The organism is Pseudomonas sp. JV241A (assembly GCF_900275665.1).
Classification (GTDB): domain Bacteria; phylum Pseudomonadota; class Gammaproteobacteria; order Pseudomonadales; family Pseudomonadaceae; genus Aquipseudomonas; species Aquipseudomonas wadenswilerensis.
On record NZ_OPYO01000023.1, the window covers coordinates 35807 to 51391 of the forward strand.

The 15585-nt window shown below is 66.3% G+C and carries 16 protein-coding genes; all 16 read right to left on the minus strand.

The window, feature by feature from the left end; genetic code table 11:
• Positions 1-26: 26 nt before the first annotated feature.
• On the minus strand, positions 27-422 hold the full coding sequence (locus JV241A_RS14585; protein WP_134063228.1) for a steroid Delta-isomerase: 396 nt from the start codon (positions 420-422) through the stop codon (positions 27-29).
• Positions 423-424: 2 nt separating this feature from the next.
• A complete protein-coding gene (locus tag JV241A_RS14590) occupies positions 425-1627 on the minus strand; it encodes an acetyl-CoA C-acyltransferase (RefSeq protein ID WP_115087511.1) in 1203 nt (400 codons plus the stop codon).
• 24 nt (positions 1628-1651) lie between these two features.
• Positions 1652-2110 (minus strand): MaoC family dehydratase, encoded by a 459-nt coding sequence (locus JV241A_RS14595; RefSeq protein WP_115087512.1) that lies wholly within the window; start codon positions 2108-2110, stop codon positions 1652-1654.
• A gap of 2 nt (positions 2111-2112) precedes the next feature.
• Positions 2113-2895: an SDR family oxidoreductase gene (locus tag JV241A_RS14600; RefSeq protein ID WP_115087513.1), complete on the minus strand. Its 783-nt coding sequence runs from the start codon at positions 2893-2895 to the stop codon at positions 2113-2115.
• A 16-nt stretch (positions 2896-2911) separates the two neighbouring features.
• A complete protein-coding gene (locus JV241A_RS14605; RefSeq protein WP_134063230.1) occupies positions 2912-4099 on the minus strand; it encodes an acyl-CoA dehydrogenase family protein in 1188 nt (395 codons plus the stop codon).
• Positions 4096-5268: an acyl-CoA dehydrogenase family protein gene (locus JV241A_RS14610; protein WP_134063232.1), complete on the minus strand. Its 1173-nt coding sequence runs from the start codon at positions 5266-5268 to the stop codon at positions 4096-4098. Before JV241A_RS14610 ends, JV241A_RS14605 begins: the two co-directional genes overlap by 4 nt.
• Positions 5269-5831: 563 nt before the next feature.
• The gene (locus tag JV241A_RS14615) at positions 5832-6707 is read right to left on the minus strand and encodes an SDR family oxidoreductase (protein ID WP_115085963.1); all 876 of its coding nucleotides are present in this window, start codon (positions 6705-6707) and stop codon (positions 5832-5834) included.
• Between the two features lie 30 nt (positions 6708-6737).
• Positions 6738-7886 (minus strand): acetyl-CoA C-acetyltransferase, encoded by a 1149-nt coding sequence (locus JV241A_RS14620; protein ID WP_115085962.1) that lies wholly within the window; start codon positions 7884-7886, stop codon positions 6738-6740.
• A 22-nt stretch (positions 7887-7908) separates the two neighbouring features.
• Positions 7909-8964: an acyl-CoA dehydrogenase family protein gene (locus JV241A_RS14625; protein ID WP_134063234.1), complete on the minus strand. Its 1056-nt coding sequence runs from the start codon at positions 8962-8964 to the stop codon at positions 7909-7911.
• A 10-nt stretch (positions 8965-8974) separates the two neighbouring features.
• Entirely contained in the window at positions 8975-10141 is a 1167-nt protein-coding gene (locus tag JV241A_RS14630; RefSeq protein ID WP_134063414.1) for an acyl-CoA dehydrogenase family protein, read from the minus strand.
• A gap of 10 nt (positions 10142-10151) precedes the next feature.
• Positions 10152-10907, minus strand: a complete 756-nt coding sequence (locus JV241A_RS14635) for an enoyl-CoA hydratase family protein (protein ID WP_115085959.1) — start codon at positions 10905-10907, stop codon at positions 10152-10154.
• 11 nt (positions 10908-10918) lie between these two features.
• A complete protein-coding gene (locus JV241A_RS14640; protein ID WP_115085958.1) occupies positions 10919-11986 on the minus strand; it encodes a nitronate monooxygenase in 1068 nt (355 codons plus the stop codon).
• Between the two features lie 2 nt (positions 11987-11988).
• Positions 11989-12861 (minus strand): enoyl-CoA hydratase, encoded by an 873-nt coding sequence (locus JV241A_RS14645; RefSeq protein ID WP_115085957.1) that lies wholly within the window; start codon positions 12859-12861, stop codon positions 11989-11991.
• 39 nt (positions 12862-12900) lie between these two features.
• Positions 12901-13704 (minus strand): ketoacid CoA transferase, encoded by an 804-nt coding sequence (locus JV241A_RS14650; protein ID WP_115085956.1) that lies wholly within the window; start codon positions 13702-13704, stop codon positions 12901-12903.
• Positions 13705-13716: 12 nt separating this feature from the next.
• Positions 13717-14598 (minus strand): CoA-transferase, encoded by an 882-nt coding sequence (locus JV241A_RS14655; RefSeq protein ID WP_115085976.1) that lies wholly within the window; start codon positions 14596-14598, stop codon positions 13717-13719.
• A gap of 11 nt (positions 14599-14609) precedes the next feature.
• The gene (locus JV241A_RS14660) at positions 14610-15509 is read right to left on the minus strand and encodes a VOC family protein (protein WP_134063236.1); all 900 of its coding nucleotides are present in this window, start codon (positions 15507-15509) and stop codon (positions 14610-14612) included.
• Between the last annotated feature and the right edge of the window lie 76 nt (positions 15510-15585).

Below are 15585 nucleotides of genomic sequence, written 5' to 3' on the forward strand. Positions count from 1 at the left end.
CCGGTGGGGTGGGCCTTGCCTGAACCCTACTGCGGCTCGCGCACGCTGAGGTTGACCTCGCTCCAGTAGGCTTGCATCGTCTGGATCCGGCCGTGCTCATCAAAGCGCATCACATCGATGATATCCAGTGCACAGGGCTGGCCGTTCCAGACCATCTCGACGCGAAACGGCATCGCCCCGCAGCCGTTATGGCTGGCCCGTACCGGCCCGGTCAGGCAGGCGCGGACCTTGCCCGCGCCCAAACCCTGGCGATAGAACGCGGCAATCTGCTCGCGGCCGTGGATCGGCGGCTGGCCAAACGGGTCTTCGACCGTGGCGTCATCGGCGTACATCTGCACGATCGCCTCGATATCCCCGGCATCGACCAGCTCGATGTAACGGGCCATCAGGCCCTGGACTTCCTGCGCAGTCGGTAGGTTCATGCTCAAGCCACCTCGAACAATGCAGCGGCGCCCATGCCACCGCCAATACACATGCTTACCACCACATAGCGCACGCCGCGGCGCTTGCCCTCGATCAGGGCGTGGCCAACCATGCGCGCACCCGACATGCCAAACGGGTGGCCGATGGCAATCGCCCCGCCGTTGACGTTCAGGCGCTGGTTGTCGATACCCAGAGTATCGCGGCAGTACAAAACCTGGCTGGCGAAGGCTTCATTGAGCTCCCACAGGCCAATGTCCTCAACCCTCAGGCCATGGCGCTTGAGCAGTTTGGGAATGGCGTAGACCGGGCCGATGCCCATCTCATCGGCATTGCAACCGGCCACCGCCAGGCCACGATAGATACCCAGCGGTGCGAGGCCGCGTTGTTCGGCCCGCTTGGCGCTCATCAACACCGAGGCCGATGCGCCGTCAGACAGCTGCGAGGCGTTGCCGGCAGTGATGAAACGCCCGGGCTCGGTCCACTGCCCGCCCTGCCACACCGGCTCCAGCGCGGTGAGGCTGGCCAGGGTGGTGTCGGCGCGATTGCATTCGTCGTGCAGCAAGGTCACGGTCTCGAAGCGGGTCTCGCCGCTGGCCTTGTCGACGATCGCCTTGCGTGTGCTCAGCGGCGCCAGTTCCAGGTCGAACAGGCCAGCGGCTTGCGCCTGGGCGGTGCGCATCTGGCTCTGCAAGGCATAGGCATCCTGCTCGTGGCGCGACACGCCGTAGCGCTGGGCAACGATTTCGCCGGTTTCGATCATCGGGATGTACGCCTGCGGGTCGCGCTCAAGCACGGCGCTGGACTGATTGCGGTAGAGGTTCTTGTGCTTGTTCTGCACCAGCGAGATCGACTCCAGGCCGCCGGCAACGGCGATGTCGATTTCATTGCAGATAATGCCCTTGGCCGCCAGGGCAATGCTCATCAGGCCCGAGGCGCACTGGCGCTCGACGGCCATCCCGGCCACCGACGACGGCAGGCCGCCGGCAATCGCGCACAAGCGCCCGAGGTTGTAGCCCTGGGTGCCCTGCTGGGCGGCGGCGCCGATGATCACATCATCGACCTGGTCGGCCTCGATGCCCGCGCGCCGTACGGCCTCGCGCAGCACATGGCCGCCGAGAGCAGGCGCTTCGGTGTCGTTGAAAGCACCGCGAAAGGCCTTGCCGATCGGCGTGCGGGCGGTAGAAACGATAACGGCTTCATTCATGTTCAAGTGCTCCGATGCCTGGATTCAGGCGGGGTAATAACGGCTGATGGTGTCGACCACACAACCCGGGCGCTGCTGGCCCTCGATTTCGACGCTGACGCGGATCACCGCCTGCACGCCGCCACTGACCTGCTCGGCGCTGATCAGCTGGGCATTGCCCCGCACCCGCGAACCCACCGGCACCACGCTGGGAAAACGCACGCGTTCGCAGCCATAGTTGACGCCCATGGCGATGCCGCGCACGTCGACGATCTGCGGCAGGAACAGGTTGACCAGGGCCAGGCTCAGGTAGCCGTGGGCGATGCAGGCGCCAAACGGGCCGCTGGCGGCGCGCTGCGGGTCGACATGAATCCACTGGTGATCGCCACTGGCCTCGGCGAACAGGTCGATGCGCGCCTGGTCGATGAGCAGCCAGTCGCTGACGCCCAGCACCTCGCCGACGGCTTCGTGCAAGGCGTGCGGCGTGTCGAATATGCGGGTCATACTCAGGCCCTCTGGCTGGAAACCGACAGCACTTCGCCGGTCATGTACGAGCTGTAGTCGCTGGCCAGGAACATCATCACGTTGGCCACCTCCCAGACTTCGGCGGCGCGACCGAAGGCTTCGTTGGCCGCCAGCTGTTCAAGCACTGCCTGGGGTGCGGAGCGGGCGAGAAAATCATGCAGGGCGATACTCGGGCTGACCGCATTGATGCGGATACCGTGGCTGGCCGCCTCGACCGCCGCGCAACGGGTCAGGGCCATGACCCCGGCCTTGGCCGCGGCGTAGTGCGATTGCTCCTTCTGCGCGCGCCAGCCGAGCACCGAGGCGTTGTTGACGATGACCCCGGCGCGGCGCTCCATCATCTTCGGCAACATCGCGCGGGTCATGCGCATGGTGCCGGTGAGGGTGACGTCGAGCACCCGCTGCCACTCCTGGTCGGGCATGTCGACCAGCGCCCGTGAGCCGCCGAGGCCGGCGTTGTTGATCAGCACATCAACGCCGTGCAGGTCGCGCTCGGCGCAGCTGACCAGGTGCTGCACCTGGGCTTCGTCGGTGACGTTGCACAGCACGCCAAATACCTCGGCAAGCCCAGTGGCCTGGCGAATCTTGCCCACCGCCTCGTACAGGCGGCCTTCGTGGATATCACTGATCATCAAAGCCCGGCAGCCCTCTTCGGCGGCACGCAAGGCGGCGGAAAAACCGATACCGGAACCGGCCGCCGCAGTGATCAGCACGGACTTGCCGCGCAACAGGCCATGGCCCGCTACATAGTTGGGGGTGGACATCGACTAACTCCTTCGGTCAGGGACGCAGGCGCGGTTCTTTGGGCATGCCCAGGGCGCGCTCGGCGATGATGTTGCGCTGGATCTCGTTGCTGCCGCCGTACAGGGTGTCGGCGCGACTGAACAGGTACAGCGATTGCAGCCGGGTGAGCTGGTAGGGCGCGGCCTCGAGCAGTTCGGCGTCGGGGCCGAGCACGTCCATGGCCAGCTTGCCGAGGTTGGCGTGCCAGCTGGACCAGAACAGCTTGTAGATGGTCGCCTCCTTGCGCAGCGCGCCGTCCTGGGCACCGGAGAGCATGCGCAGCGAGTTGTAGCGCATGATCCGCAAGCCGCACCAGGCTTCGGCCAGGCGCTGGCGCAGCAGCGGGTCGCGGGCTGCGCCATTGGCCTTGGCGATGGCGATGACCTCGTTCAGTTCGTTGGCAAACTGCATCTGCTGACCGAGGGTCGAGACCCCGCGCTCGAAGCCGAGCAAGGCCATGGCGATCTTCCAGCCGTCACCCGGCTGGCCGATGAGGTTGGCGGCATCGGTGCTGGCGTTGTCGAAGAACACTTCGTTGAATTCCGAGGTACCGGTCATCTGCTCGATCGGCCGCACGCTGATGCCGGCCTGGGCCATCGGCACCAGCAGGAACGACAGGCCGCGATGGCCGACGCTGCCAGGCTCCGTGCGGGCGATCACGAAGCACCAGTCCGACTCGTGGGCCAGCGAGGTCCAGACCTTCTGGCCGTTGATCACCCATCTGCCGTGTTCAAGACTGGCGCGGGTCTTGACGTTGGCAAGATCGGAGCCTGCGCTTGGTTCCGAGTAGCCCTGGCACCAAAACTGCGTGCCGCTGACGATGCCGGGCAGCAGGCGGCGCCTTTGCTCGTCGTTGCCGAAGGCGGCGATGGTCGGCCCGGCCAAGCCTTCGCCGATATGACCCATGCGCCCGGGGCCGCCGGCGCGGGCGTACTCTTCATGGAAGATCACCTGCTGGCTGATCGACAAGCCCCGGCCGCCATGCTCCGGCGCCCAGCCGACACAGGTCCAGCGGCCTTCGGCCAGCTTGCGCTCCCAGGCTTTGCGCTGCTGCGGGTACATGTGTTCGTCGCCCGGACCACCGCGAAAGCGCAGGGGCTCGAACTCACCGCAAAGGTTGCCGGCCAGCCAGTCGGCGACCTCCTGACGAAAGCGCTCGTCCTGTTCACTGAAACTGATTTTCATGGCTGCTCTCCGATGATCAGCGTGGCGATCTGCTGCAGATGCCAGGCCGGTGCGCCGAGGTAGCTCTCGCTGGCGCGGGCACGCTTGAAATACAGGTGTGGGTCGTATTCCCAGGTGAAACCGACGCCGCCATGCAGCTGGATCGACTCCGCCGCACAGTGAAAATAGCTTTGCGAGCACTGCGCCTTGGCCAGGGCGGCGGCCAGCGGCAGCTCGGCGGCCACCTGCGGGTCGCCCTGCGGGTCGAGCACTTCCTGGGCCACACAGGCGGCGTAGTAGCTGGCCGAGCGTGCGCACTCGACCTGCAGCATCATGTCGGCGGCGCGGTGCTTGAGGGCCTGAAAGCTGGCGATCGGGCGGCCGAACTGCTGGCGCTCCTGCATATACGCGACGCTCAGGTCGAGGACCTGCTGGGCCCCGCCGACCTGCTCTGCGGCAAGACCAATGCAGGCCAACTGCAGCACCTTGTGCAAGGCCGGCCAAGCGTTGCCGACCTCACCCAGCAGTGCCTCGGGGCCCAGATAGACGCGGTTGAACTGCAGGCGCGCCAGGCGCCGGGTCTGGTCCATGGTCGGCAGCCACTGGCGCTCGATGCCTTCGCGGCCGGCCTCGACGGCAAACAGGCTGATCCCGCTCTCACTGGTGCTGCCCGGAGTACGGGCAGCAACGATCAACAAGCCGGCGCAGTCGCCGTCGATCACCTGGCCGAACAGGCCATCGACGACAAAGCCCTCGCCTTCGGCGCTGGCCGTGGCCTGGATATCCTCCGCGCCCCAGCCGCTGCCGCGAGTGAACGCCAGGGTGGCGGTGAGGCGGCCCTCGGCAATGGGCGCAAGCCAGGTGTTTTTTTGCGCCTCGTCAGCGGTCAGCAGCAAAGCGGGTGTGGCCAGGCAGGCGGTGGCGAAGAACGGTGAGCAGAACAACCGCCGGCCCATCTGTTCGAGCAGGATGTTCAGTTCGACAAAGCCCAGGCCCAGGCCACCGTAGGCCTCGGGGATGTGAATCGCCGGCCAGTACATCTCGGTGCACAGGCGCTGCCAGAGGGCCGGGTCGTAGCCTTTGTCGCTGCCCATGGCCGCGCGCACGGCGGCGCAATTGGAGACATCGGCGAGAAAGCCCTCGGCCGAAGTACGGATCATTTCCTGTTCGTCGCTGAATGCAAATTCCATCGCGGCGCCTTTTACTCGTCTGGCGGATGTACCGGCGAGTGTGGCCAGATGCGTTGGCGGCAGAATCGTTTGCCTCGCCTAGTCCGTATGGCCGATGTGCCTGGATTGCAGCCGATCGCGGGTCAAGCCCGCTCCCACTGGATTGGCAGTGCCCTCAAGGTTGGTACGGGACCTGTGGGAGCTGGCTTGCCAGCGATAGGGCCAGTACTGCCAGCACATCAGGTGGCGGCTGGATTGCGACCGCTGCGCGCTCGATCGCCGGCAAGTCCGGCTCCCACTGGATTGGCAGTGCCCTCAAGGTTGGTGCGAGACCTGTGGGAGCTGGCTTGCCAGCGATAGGGCCAGCACTGCCAGCACATCAGGTGGCGGCTGGATTGCGACCGCTGCGCGCTCGATCGCCGGCAAGTCCGGCTCCCACTGGATTGGCAGTGCCCTCAAGGTTGGTACGGGACCTGTGGGAGCTGGCTTGCCAGCGATAGGGCCAGTGCAGCCAGCCCATAAATGCAAAAAACCGCGCCACCCTCGCGGATGGCGCGGCCCGCCTCATCGGCGCAAAACCTCAATCAACTGCCATAGACTTTCTGTGCTGGCAGCGACTCAGCCAATAGGTGCTCCACCGCTGCGCCCACATCAGCCAGCGCCCAGCGCCCCTGGTTATCCACCTGGGGCCCGCGCCGCCAGCCGTCGGCAATCGACAACTTGCCGCCCTCGACTTCAAACATCTGCCCGGTCACCGCCTGGGACGCCGCCGAACCGAGCCACACCACCAATGGCGCGACATTCTCCGGGGCGAAGTAGTCAAAGCCCTGCTCCGGCCGCTTCATCACCTCGGCAAACACTGCTTCGGTCATACCGGTACGCGCCGCCGGCGCCAGGGCGTTGGCGGTGATGCCGTAGCGCCCCAGCTCCGCCGCCTGCACCAGGGTCAGCGAAGCAATACCGCCCTTGGCCGCAGCATAGTTGGACTGGCCAATCGAGCCCTGCAAGCCGGCGCCGGAACTGGTGTTGATGATCCGCGCGGTGAGCTTGGCGCCGCCCTTGACCTGCTCGCGCCAGTAGCGCACGGCATGGCTGGCCAGGCAAAAGTGGCCCTTGAGGTGCACGGCCATCACCGCATCCCAGTCCGCCTCGGTGAGGCTGGCGAACATCCGGTCGCGGCAGATGCCGGCGTTGTTGACCAGCACATCCAGGCCACCAAAGGTCTCGATGGCCTGGCGCACGATCAGCCCGGCGTCGTCATAGCGGGTGATGTCGTCGCTGTTGGCCGCCGCCACGCCGCCTGCCGCCTGGATCTGCGCCACCACCGCCTGGGCCGCATCACGGTTGATATCGTTGACCAGCACCTTCGCGCCTTCGCTGGCAAAGGCCTGGGCATAGGCGCGGCCGAGCCCGCCGCCGGCGCCGGTGATGATCACTACGCGGTTCTTGCAGCTGTGCATTGTCGCTCTCCCCTGTGTGGTTGCTGGCGCCTACAGGCGCTCGATAATGGTCACGTTGGCCTGGCCGCCGCCTTCGCACATGGTCTGCAGGCCATAGCGGCCGCCACTGCGCTCCAGCTCATGGAGCAGGCTGCACATCAGCCGCGTGCCGGTGGCGCCGAGCGGGTGGCCGAGGGCGATGGCGCCGCCATTGACGTTGGTCTGCGCGTGGGGGTAGCCGGTCTCCTTGAGCCAGGCCATGGCCACCGAGGCGAAGGCTTCGTTGATTTCCACCCGGTCGATGTCGGCCAGGGTCATGCCGGCGCGCTTGAGCGCATGGGCGGTGGCCGGGATCGGTGCGGTGAGCATCCACACCGGGTCGTCGCCGCGTACGCTGAGGTGATGAATGCGCGCCCGCGGCGTCAGGCCGTAGCGCTTCAAGGCCGTCCCCGAGACGATCAGCAAGGCACTGGCAGCATCGCAGGTCTGGCTCGACACCGCCGCCGTCACCCGGTCACAACCAAACAGGTATTCCAGCTCGGCCATCTTCGCCAGGCTGGTGTGGCGCGGCGTCTCGTCATGCTCGACCCCCGCCAGCGGGACGATCTCGCGCTCGAAGTAACCGTGCTCAATGGCACGCAAGGCCCGCTGGTGAGATTCCAGTGCGTAGGCCTCAAGTTCGCCGCGGCTCAGGTCCCAGTGCTCGGCAATCATCTGCGCTGCGCGGAACTGGGTCGGTGGCTGCGCGCCGTAACGCCGCACCCAGCCCTCGGAGCCGCTGAACGGGTCTTGAAAACCCAGGGGTCCGGCGGCGGTCATGGCCGAGGAAATCGGGATCTGGGTCATGGTCTGCACGCCCCCGGCGATCACCACGTCCTGGGTGCCGCTCATCACCGCTTGCGCAGCAAAGTGCACGGCCTGCTGGGACGAACCGCACTGGCGGTCGATGGTGGTACCGGGGACCTGCTCGGAGAGCCCGGCAGCCAGCCAGCTGGTGCGGGCGATGTCGCCGGCCAGCGGGCCGATGGTGTCGACGCAACCGAAAATCACGTCGTCGTAGTCGTCTTCGGGGATGCCGTTACGCTCGACCAGCGCACGCAGCACATGGGCGCCCAGGTCGGCGGCGTGAATCTGGCTCAGGCCGCCCTTGCGCCGCCCGGTGGGCGTGCGCAGGGCGTCGACGATATAGGCTTCAGGCATGGTCTACCTCAACAAGACAGGATCAGAATGTGCTGCCGGCGCCAATCGCCAGGCCAGTGTCGAATAGCGCGGCGCGTACCCGCGCCTTGTGCAGGCCACGGTCGCCCCAGCATTTGTCCAGGGCCCAGGCACGCTTCATGAACAGCTGCAGGTCGACCTCCCAGGTGTAACCCATGGCGCCGTGCACCTGGATGGCGTTCTTCGCCGCCAGCGCCGCCGCTTCGGCGCAAGCAAGCTTGGCGTGGGACACCTGCACGGCCTGGCCCGGCAGGTTATGGGCAACGGCATGGGCGGCGCGGTACAGCGGGCCCTTGGCGAACTCGATCTGCACTGCGACATTAGCCATCAGGTGCTTGACCGCCTGGAACGAGCCCACCGGTTTGCCGAACTGCTTGCGCTCGAAGCTGTAGTCCACTGCCAGGTCGACCATGCGCTTGGCCAGCCCCAGCAGTTGCGCGGCATTGCCCAGGGCGCCGCGGTTGAACGCGCCAGCCCACAAGTGCTGCGCCTGTTCAGCGCTGGCCACGCAGGTAGAAGCACTCGGTGTCCACTGCACCTGGAACAACTGGCGGCTGGGGTCTACCGACGCATTGCGGATGAGGCTCACCGCGCTGCGCTCCACGGCATGCACCTCGTCGCCATGGGCCAGCAACAGCAGGTCGGCGACATGCGCATCGCTGACCAGCGGATTGCCCGGTTCGGCCACCGCCAGGCGCGCCCGGCCCTCGGCTATCCGCGCCAGCCAGCGCTGCTGGAGCGGCGCATGCTGCGCATCAAGGCCGGCGAGCAGCGGCACGCCAACCAGAATGGTGTCCACCAGCGGCTCGGGTAACCCGGCGTACCCGCACTCCTGGGCCAGGAGGATGAAATCCAGTTCGTTCATGCCCATGCCGCCGCAGGCTTCCGGCACGGTGATGGCGCTCAGGCCCAGTTCCACCAATTGCCCCCACAGCGCAGCGCAGCGCCCGCTGTCGCTCTGCCACAGTTCACGCAGGCGTTCCGGGGTCACTTCATTGAGCAGAAAGCTGCGCACGTTGTCCTGGAACAGCAATTGATCGCTGCTGAAACTAAAGTCCATGGTCTGCTCCTCAGGCGCGGGGCATGCCGAGCATGCGCTCGGCGATGATGTTGCGCTGGATCTCGTTGGTGCCGGCATAGATCGGCCCGGCCTGGGCAAACAGGAAACCGTCCAGCCACTGGCCGACATCGCCGGCGGCCGGCGCCTCGGGCAGCAGCTCGGCGCGCAGGCCAAGGATGCTCAGGGCGGTTTCGTGCATGCGCTGGTCGAGCTCCGACCAGAAAATCTTGTTGGTCGAGGATTCCGGGCCGATCTTGCCGCCCTTGACCAGTTGCGAGGCGGTCATGTAGGTCGCCAGGGTGTAGGCCTCGGCGTCCAGCCAGGCGCGCATCACCGCCTCGGCAATGGCCGGGTCTCGGTCGGCGGCCTCGCGGTTGGCCAGGTACAGCTGTACCAGGCGCCGGGCGGTTTCCTGAAAGCGTGCCGGCGAGCGCAGCATCAGCCCGCGCTCGAAACCGGCAGTAGACATCGCCACGTGCCAGCCCATGCCCTCGCCGCCCAGGGCGTTCTCCACCGGCACCTTGACGTCATCGAAGAAGATTTCGGCAAAACCCGGCAAGCCATTGAGCTGCGGGATCGGCCGTACACTGATGCCGGGGGTGTCGAGCGGCAACAGGATGAAGGTCAGGCCATGGTGGCGCTGGGAGTTGGGGTCGGTGCGAAAGATGCCGAACACCCAATCAGCCCAGACCGCCCGGGTCGACCAGGTTTTCTGGCCGTTGATCACATAGTGATCGCCGACCCGCTCGGCTTTTGAGCGGATCGCCGCCATGTCGGAACCGGCACCCGGCTCCGACCAGCCCTGGGCCCAGATGTCCTGGCCGTTGGCCATGCGCGGCAGAAAGCGCGCTTTCTGCGCTTCGCTGCCGTACTCCATCAGGGTCGGGCCGAGCAGGAAGATGCCGTTCTGGTTGACCCGCGCTGGCGCCCCGGCGCGGTAGTACTCTTCTTCGAAAATCAGCCATTCGATCAGGTCGCAGCCACGCCCGCCCAGCTCGGTCGGCCAAGTGACCATGCCCCAGCGGCCTTCGTTGAGCCGGGCCTCCCAGGCCCGATGCTGGGCAAAGCCAAGCTCTGTGTCGAATGATTGCAGCGGTTGCGCTGGTACGTTGGCCGCAAGCCAGGCCCGTGCCTCGGCGCGGAAAGCCTGTTGGGCCGCAGTGTAAGTCAGGTCCATGGCGGTGCCTTCAGCCGTTGAAGTGGGCATCGCGCTTCTCGACGAACGAGTCACGCGCTTCCTGGGAATCCTGGGTGCGGTAGGCTTCGAGGGTGAAGCCCTGCTCCCAGCGGTATTTGTCTTCCAGATTGCCGTCCTCGATGCCGTTGAGCGCTTCTTTGGCCAGGGCGATCATCGCCGGGCTCTTGGCGGCAATGCTGCGGGCGATCTGCAGGGCGGTCTCGCGCAACGCCTCGCGCTTGACCACCCGTTCGACGGCGCCCAGGCGGTAGGCTTGGGCGGCATCGATCATCTCGCCGGTGAAGTACATGTGGCGCACCTTCTGCACCGGGAACAGGCGCTGCAGGTGGGCACCGCCGCCCATGGCGCCGCGGTCCACCTCAGGCACGCCAAAGCGCGCGCAGTCGGCGGCGACGACGATGTCGGCGGCGCCGCAGATACCGATACCACCACCCAGGACAAAGCCGTGCACGGCGACGATCACCGGTTTCGGGTTGCGGTGAATGGCCTTGAAACTGTCGTAGTTACCCTTGTTGACCGCGACGATCAGGTTGCCGTCGGCGGCCAGTTCCTTGATATCGACGCCGGCGCAGAAGCCGCGGCCTTCGGCGCGGATGACGATCACCCGCACCTGCGCATCGCGGCCCAGCGCTTCGATGGCGCTGGCGATCGCCGCCCAGCCCTGGCAGTCGAAGGCATTGACCGGTGGCCGGTCGAAGACCAGCTCGGCGATGCCGTTGTCGATAGTGACGCTAAATGTGCTCATGCCTTTCCCCTTCATGAAATACGGCGGCTCAGTTCGCCCAGGCGCGCTTCGGCGTCACGGACGATCTGTTCGATCAGTTCGGCGCAGCTCGGCAGGCTATGAATGCTCGCGGCCACTTGCCCGGCCGGCAGTACGCCCTCGGCCGGCAGGCCATCGACCATGGCCTTCTGGATCACCATCGGCGCGTTGGCGGCCATCAGCGCCTGCGCCGCGCTCAGTTCGCCGCTGCCGCGCATTTTCAGGGCGCTGGCGAGCAACTGCGCCAGGCTGGTGCCGCTGTGGCGGCGGTAGGCCAGGCCGCTTTTGAGCGCCAGCAACCAGCGTTTGAGGCCGCCGCTGGCTTCCAGCGCATCGAGCAGCTCGTTGCGGATCATCCGTTGCGGCATGCCGTCGATGGCGCGGCTGACAATCACGGCCGCCGGGTCCTTGACCGCCAGGTAACGGGCCAGGGTTGCGGTTGGCACCGGGCTTTCTGCACTCATCAAAAAGCGCGTGCCCATGGCAATGCCCGCCGCGCCATAGGCCAGGGCCGCGACCAGGCCTTGGCCGTCCTTGAAACCGCCGGCGGCCACCACCGGCACCTTGAGCGCATCGACCACCTGGCCGAGCAGCAGCGAAGTCGGCACCGAACCGGTATGCCCGCCGCCCTCGCCGCCCTGGATGGTCACTGCATCGGCGCCCATTTCCACGGCTTTCTGCGCATGCTTGAGGGCGCCGACCGTGGGTATGCACACTACGCCGGCGTCCTTGAGCCGGGCGATCATCTGCTTGCCCGGCGAGCGGCTGTAACTCACCGCCTTGACCTTGTGGCGCAGCACCAGCTCGACGATGTCGGCGGCATTGGCCTGGTACATGTGAAAGTTGACCCCGAACGGCTGGGCGCTGAGACGCTTGGTTTCGACGATCGCCGCCTCCATGCGCGCCGGTTCAATGGTTGCCCCGGCCAGAAAGCCGAAGCCGCCGGCGTTGCCGGTGGCGGCCACCAGTTGCGGCTCGGCAACCCAGCCCATGGCGGTCTGGATGATCGGGTAGCGACAACCCAGCAGTTCGGTGAGCGGTGTTTGCAGGCAGACCGTCATGCTTACGCCCCCTCCGGCTTGCGCTGGGAACTGGCCATGGCGCGGGCGTCGTAGCCACCCAGGCGGTCGCCGGACACCAGTTCGTTGTGGGCGTGGGCGAAGTGATGCAGGCCGAATACCATGTCCATGGTCGCGCGCTTGCCCATCAGGTCCTCGGCATTGTTCACCGCCTGCTTGCTCAGTTGCAGGCCCAGGCGCGGCATCTGCGCAATGCGTTCGGCGATGGCCAGGGTTTCCTGCTCCAGGGCCTCGCGCGCCACCACCCGGTTGACCATGCCCATCTGGTAGGCGCGCGGCGCCGGCATCGGTGTGCCCATGAACAGGAACTCCTTGGCGATCCGCGGGTTGAGCTCATGCACGTGGGCAAAGTATTCGACCCCGGGGATGCCCATGCGCACCACCGGATCAGTGAAGTAGGCATCCTCGCTGGCGACGATCAGGTCGCAGACCCAGGCCAGCATCAGGCCGCCGGCAATGCACGCGCCCTGGACCATGGCGATGGTCGGCTTGGGCATCTCGCGCCAGCGCCGGCACATGCCCAGGTACACTTCCTGCTCGCGGGCATAGAGAAACTCGCCGCCCGGCTTGTCGACGTGGTCGTACCACAGGCTGACGCGCTCGAAGCTCTGGTTGACGTCGCGCTCCGGCGTGCCGATGTCGTGGCCGGCCGAAAAATGCCGGCCGGCCCCGCACAGCACGATGACCTTGATCGCGTCGTCGGCGCAGGCCCGGCGAAACGCCGCGTCCAGCGCGTAGGTCATGCGCGAGTTCTGGGCATTGTGGTACTCCGGGCGGTTCATGGTGACCATGGCCACCTCGCCACGGACCTCGTACAGCACCACCTCGGCCTGGTTGTTATTGTTCTGCTCGCTCATCGATTGCTTCTCCGGCAAGGCGTACTGCCCGGGCCCGGCTCAACGCAGGTTGCGCTGGCCGGCGGGGTTGTCTTTCAACTGGCTGGCCCGCAGGTTGTGCGGGTCGAGGCGACGGATCAGCTGCAGCTGCGCCTCGCTTGGCGCGGCGGTGACCGGGCAATCGGCGTCCACCTGCAAGGCGAAGCCGGTGTTGTCCTGGACCTCGTCGACGCTCACCCCCGGGTGCAGCGAGCGAATCCGCACCTGGTGCTGCGGGCCCTGGAAATCGAGGACGCACAGGTCGGTGACGATCAGGCGGATGTCCACCTCGTCCAGCGCCCAGCCACGGGCCAGGCGCGCGGGGTTGTAGCCGATCGACGAGACCATATCGACCTCGCCTTCGACGAACACCCGGCGGTTGTGGCTGGGCACGAAAAACGAGTTGGCATGGCTGATCGAGTTGCCCGGCAGGCCGCGCACCCCGAGCATCTGCGCCTTGGGCCGGGCGTAGTCGCCGATGCACGACAGGTTGGCCTGGCCGAAGCGGTCGATCTGGATCGGACCGACCAGCGCGTGGCGCTTGCCGCCCCAGACGTTGTCGAAGATTCGCGAAAAACCCATCCAGCTATCGCGCTTGGCTTGATAGCCGTTGCGCGCGCCGAGGGGTACCGGTTCAGCGACCATGTAGGCTTCCGAGTCGGTCATCAACAGCTGCGGGTTGCTGGTCAGCATGCTCAGGGAGGCGGCCAGGCGCGGGATCACCCCGATGCCGGTGGCCAGGACTTCACCGTCGTCGCGCCAGGCCTCGGAGGCGGCGCAGATCATCAGTTCGGCGAGGCTGTACGTCGTAGCTGGCGTGGTCATAGGGAAACTCGCTTAGAAAACCGGCAGGGGAAGCTGGCGGATGGCGGCCAGGCCACCGACCTGTTCCAGGTACTGCTCGTGGGAGCAGGCGACAAATTGCTCGACATAGGCCTGCCAGCCCTCCTCGGCCTGGGCCGAGGCGGTGTAGGCCTTGAAGTGCGGCACATCGAAGCCGTACAGCGGCGCGCACGACGAGGGGTGCGCACCGCCCGGCACATGGGCCACCGCGGTGGTCAGGTTGCGCTCCCAGAACACTTGATGAGCGCGCTCCGGCGCACTGTGGAAGTAGTCGCTGTCGACCAGGTGATCGCAAGTGACGTAGCTGTGGCGGGCAGCGCGGACGAACAGGTCATCCATGTAATGGTCGGGGCCGCTGATCTGGCAGACCCCGCGGGCATCGGCACGGTCGACGTGGATCAGCGCGGCGTCGAGCGTGAGCGCCGGCATCGCCACCCAGTCCTTGCCGTCGGCATAGGGCGAAGCCACCAGCTTGATCTGCGGGTTGTGGCGCAGCACATCGGTGCCCAGGCCGACCGCCGTGGGAATGAACGGTACGCCCATGGCCGCGGCGCGCAGGCCAAGCAGGAGCATGCCTTCGTCGATCTCCATCACCTCGATGGCGGCGTCCTGGCGGGCCTTGCGAAAGTACGGCTCGAGCGGAATGAAATCGAGCGAGACGAAGGCGAACACCAGCTTCTTCACCTTGCCGGCCGCGCAGAGCATGCCGACGTCGGCGCCGCCGTAGGCGACCACGGTCAGGTCCTTGAGGTCGGAACGCAGGATCTCGCGGATCAGCGCCATGGGCTTGCGCCGCGGGCCCCAGCCACCGATGCCGAGGGTCATGCCGTCACGTAGCTGGCCGACCATCTGCGCCGTGGTCATTTGTTTGTCCATCATCGTTGTCCTCATTGGCGGCCGACACTGAAGTCGTGGCCCCAGTGGCTGACCACCGTGCTTTCGAAGGGGGTGTGCTGGTTCCAGTCGACCACCAGGCCGTCACAGCCGTACTCCAGGTCAAAGCCTGCCGGGGTTTTCATGTAGAACGAGACCATCTGGTCGTTGGTGTGCTGGCCGAGGGTGGCCGAGAGCTTGACGCCGTGGGCGTGCATGCGGTCCAGGGCGCGGCCGACCTCGTCCAGGCCGTCGACCTCGACCATCATGTGCACGCAGCCATGGGGCACCGGGCATTCGAAGATCGCCAGGGAGTGGTGACGGCCGTTGTTGCAGTGCAGGAAGTGAATGCGTTTTTCCGGCTCGGCCGGGTCAGGGGTGAAGCGCACTTTCATCAGGTCCGAAAGACCAAAGCCCATGACCCGCTGATAAAAATCGCGGCAGCGCTCAAAGGTTGGCGCCGGCAGCACCACGTGGCCCATGCCCAGCTCATGGGTGACAAAGCCCTTGACCGCCACCGGCGAGACAAAGCGGGCAAAATCCTGGCGCGGGCCCCAGAACAGCTCGTGGCGGTTGCCGTCCGGGTCGCTGAACTGCGCCAGGGCCTGGACCTTGCGCAGTTCAGCCTGGGCAGCGTTGCCGCGCTCAACCGCGATATCGGCCTGCTGCAGCTCGGCGATCGCCTGCTCGAACGCGGCCTCGCCGGCCAGCTCCCAACCGCAGGCACCGAAGCCGTCCTGCTCGCTGCGGAGCACCAGGATACGGTACGGGCGCTCGTCCATTTTCAGGTACAGGTGCGCGCTGTCAGCGCCCTCACCGGCCACCATCATGCCCAGCACCTGGGTTGCGTAATGACGCCATTGCGCCAGGTCGGTGGACAGCAGGGTGACGTAACCCAGACCGCGGATATCCATGCTTGTTATCCTCGCGTTGATCGACGTGTTGAGCGCTATTCAAGCCCGACGCGCAAGGCCGGGCATCGTCTGTTGG

Excerpts from the sequence above, each read along its gene's own strand:
- JV241A_RS14585 (WP_134063228.1), bottom strand. The coding sequence starts at position 422 with ATGAACCTACCGACTGCGCAGGAAGTCCAGGGCCTGATGGCCCGTTAC.
- JV241A_RS14590 (WP_115087511.1), bottom strand. The coding sequence starts at position 1,627 with ATGAATGAAGCCGTTATCGTTTCTACCGCCCGCACGCCGATCGGCAAG.
- JV241A_RS14595 (WP_115087512.1), bottom strand. The coding sequence starts at position 2,110 with ATGACCCGCATATTCGACACGCCGCACGCCTTGCACGAAGCCGTCGGC.
- JV241A_RS14600 (WP_115087513.1), bottom strand. The coding sequence starts at position 2,895 with ATGTCCACCCCCAACTATGTAGCGGGCCATGGCCTGTTGCGCGGCAAG.
- JV241A_RS14605 (WP_134063230.1), bottom strand. The coding sequence starts at position 4,099 with ATGAAAATCAGTTTCAGTGAACAGGACGAGCGCTTTCGTCAGGAGGTC.
- JV241A_RS14610 (WP_134063232.1), bottom strand. The coding sequence starts at position 5,268 with ATGGAATTTGCATTCAGCGACGAACAGGAAATGATCCGTACTTCGGCC.
- JV241A_RS14615 (WP_115085963.1), bottom strand. The coding sequence starts at position 6,707 with ATGCACAGCTGCAAGAACCGCGTAGTGATCATCACCGGCGCCGGCGGC.
- JV241A_RS14620 (WP_115085962.1), bottom strand. The coding sequence starts at position 7,886 with ATGCCTGAAGCCTATATCGTCGACGCCCTGCGCACGCCCACCGGGCGG.
- JV241A_RS14625 (WP_134063234.1), bottom strand. The coding sequence starts at position 8,964 with ATGGACTTTAGTTTCAGCAGCGATCAATTGCTGTTCCAGGACAACGTG.
- JV241A_RS14630 (WP_134063414.1), bottom strand. The coding sequence starts at position 10,141 with ATGGACCTGACTTACACTGCGGCCCAACAGGCTTTCCGCGCCGAGGCA.
- JV241A_RS14635 (WP_115085959.1), bottom strand. The coding sequence starts at position 10,907 with ATGAGCACATTTAGCGTCACTATCGACAACGGCATCGCCGAGCTGGTC.
- JV241A_RS14640 (WP_115085958.1), bottom strand. The coding sequence starts at position 11,986 with ATGACGGTCTGCCTGCAAACACCGCTCACCGAACTGCTGGGTTGTCGC.
- JV241A_RS14645 (WP_115085957.1), bottom strand. The coding sequence starts at position 12,861 with ATGAGCGAGCAGAACAATAACAACCAGGCCGAGGTGGTGCTGTACGAG.
- JV241A_RS14650 (WP_115085956.1), bottom strand. The coding sequence starts at position 13,704 with ATGACCACGCCAGCTACGACGTACAGCCTCGCCGAACTGATGATCTGC.
- JV241A_RS14655 (WP_115085976.1), bottom strand. The coding sequence starts at position 14,598 with ATGGACAAACAAATGACCACGGCGCAGATGGTCGGCCAGCTACGTGAC.
- JV241A_RS14660 (WP_134063236.1), bottom strand. The coding sequence starts at position 15,509 with ATGGATATCCGCGGTCTGGGTTACGTCACCCTGCTGTCCACCGACCTG.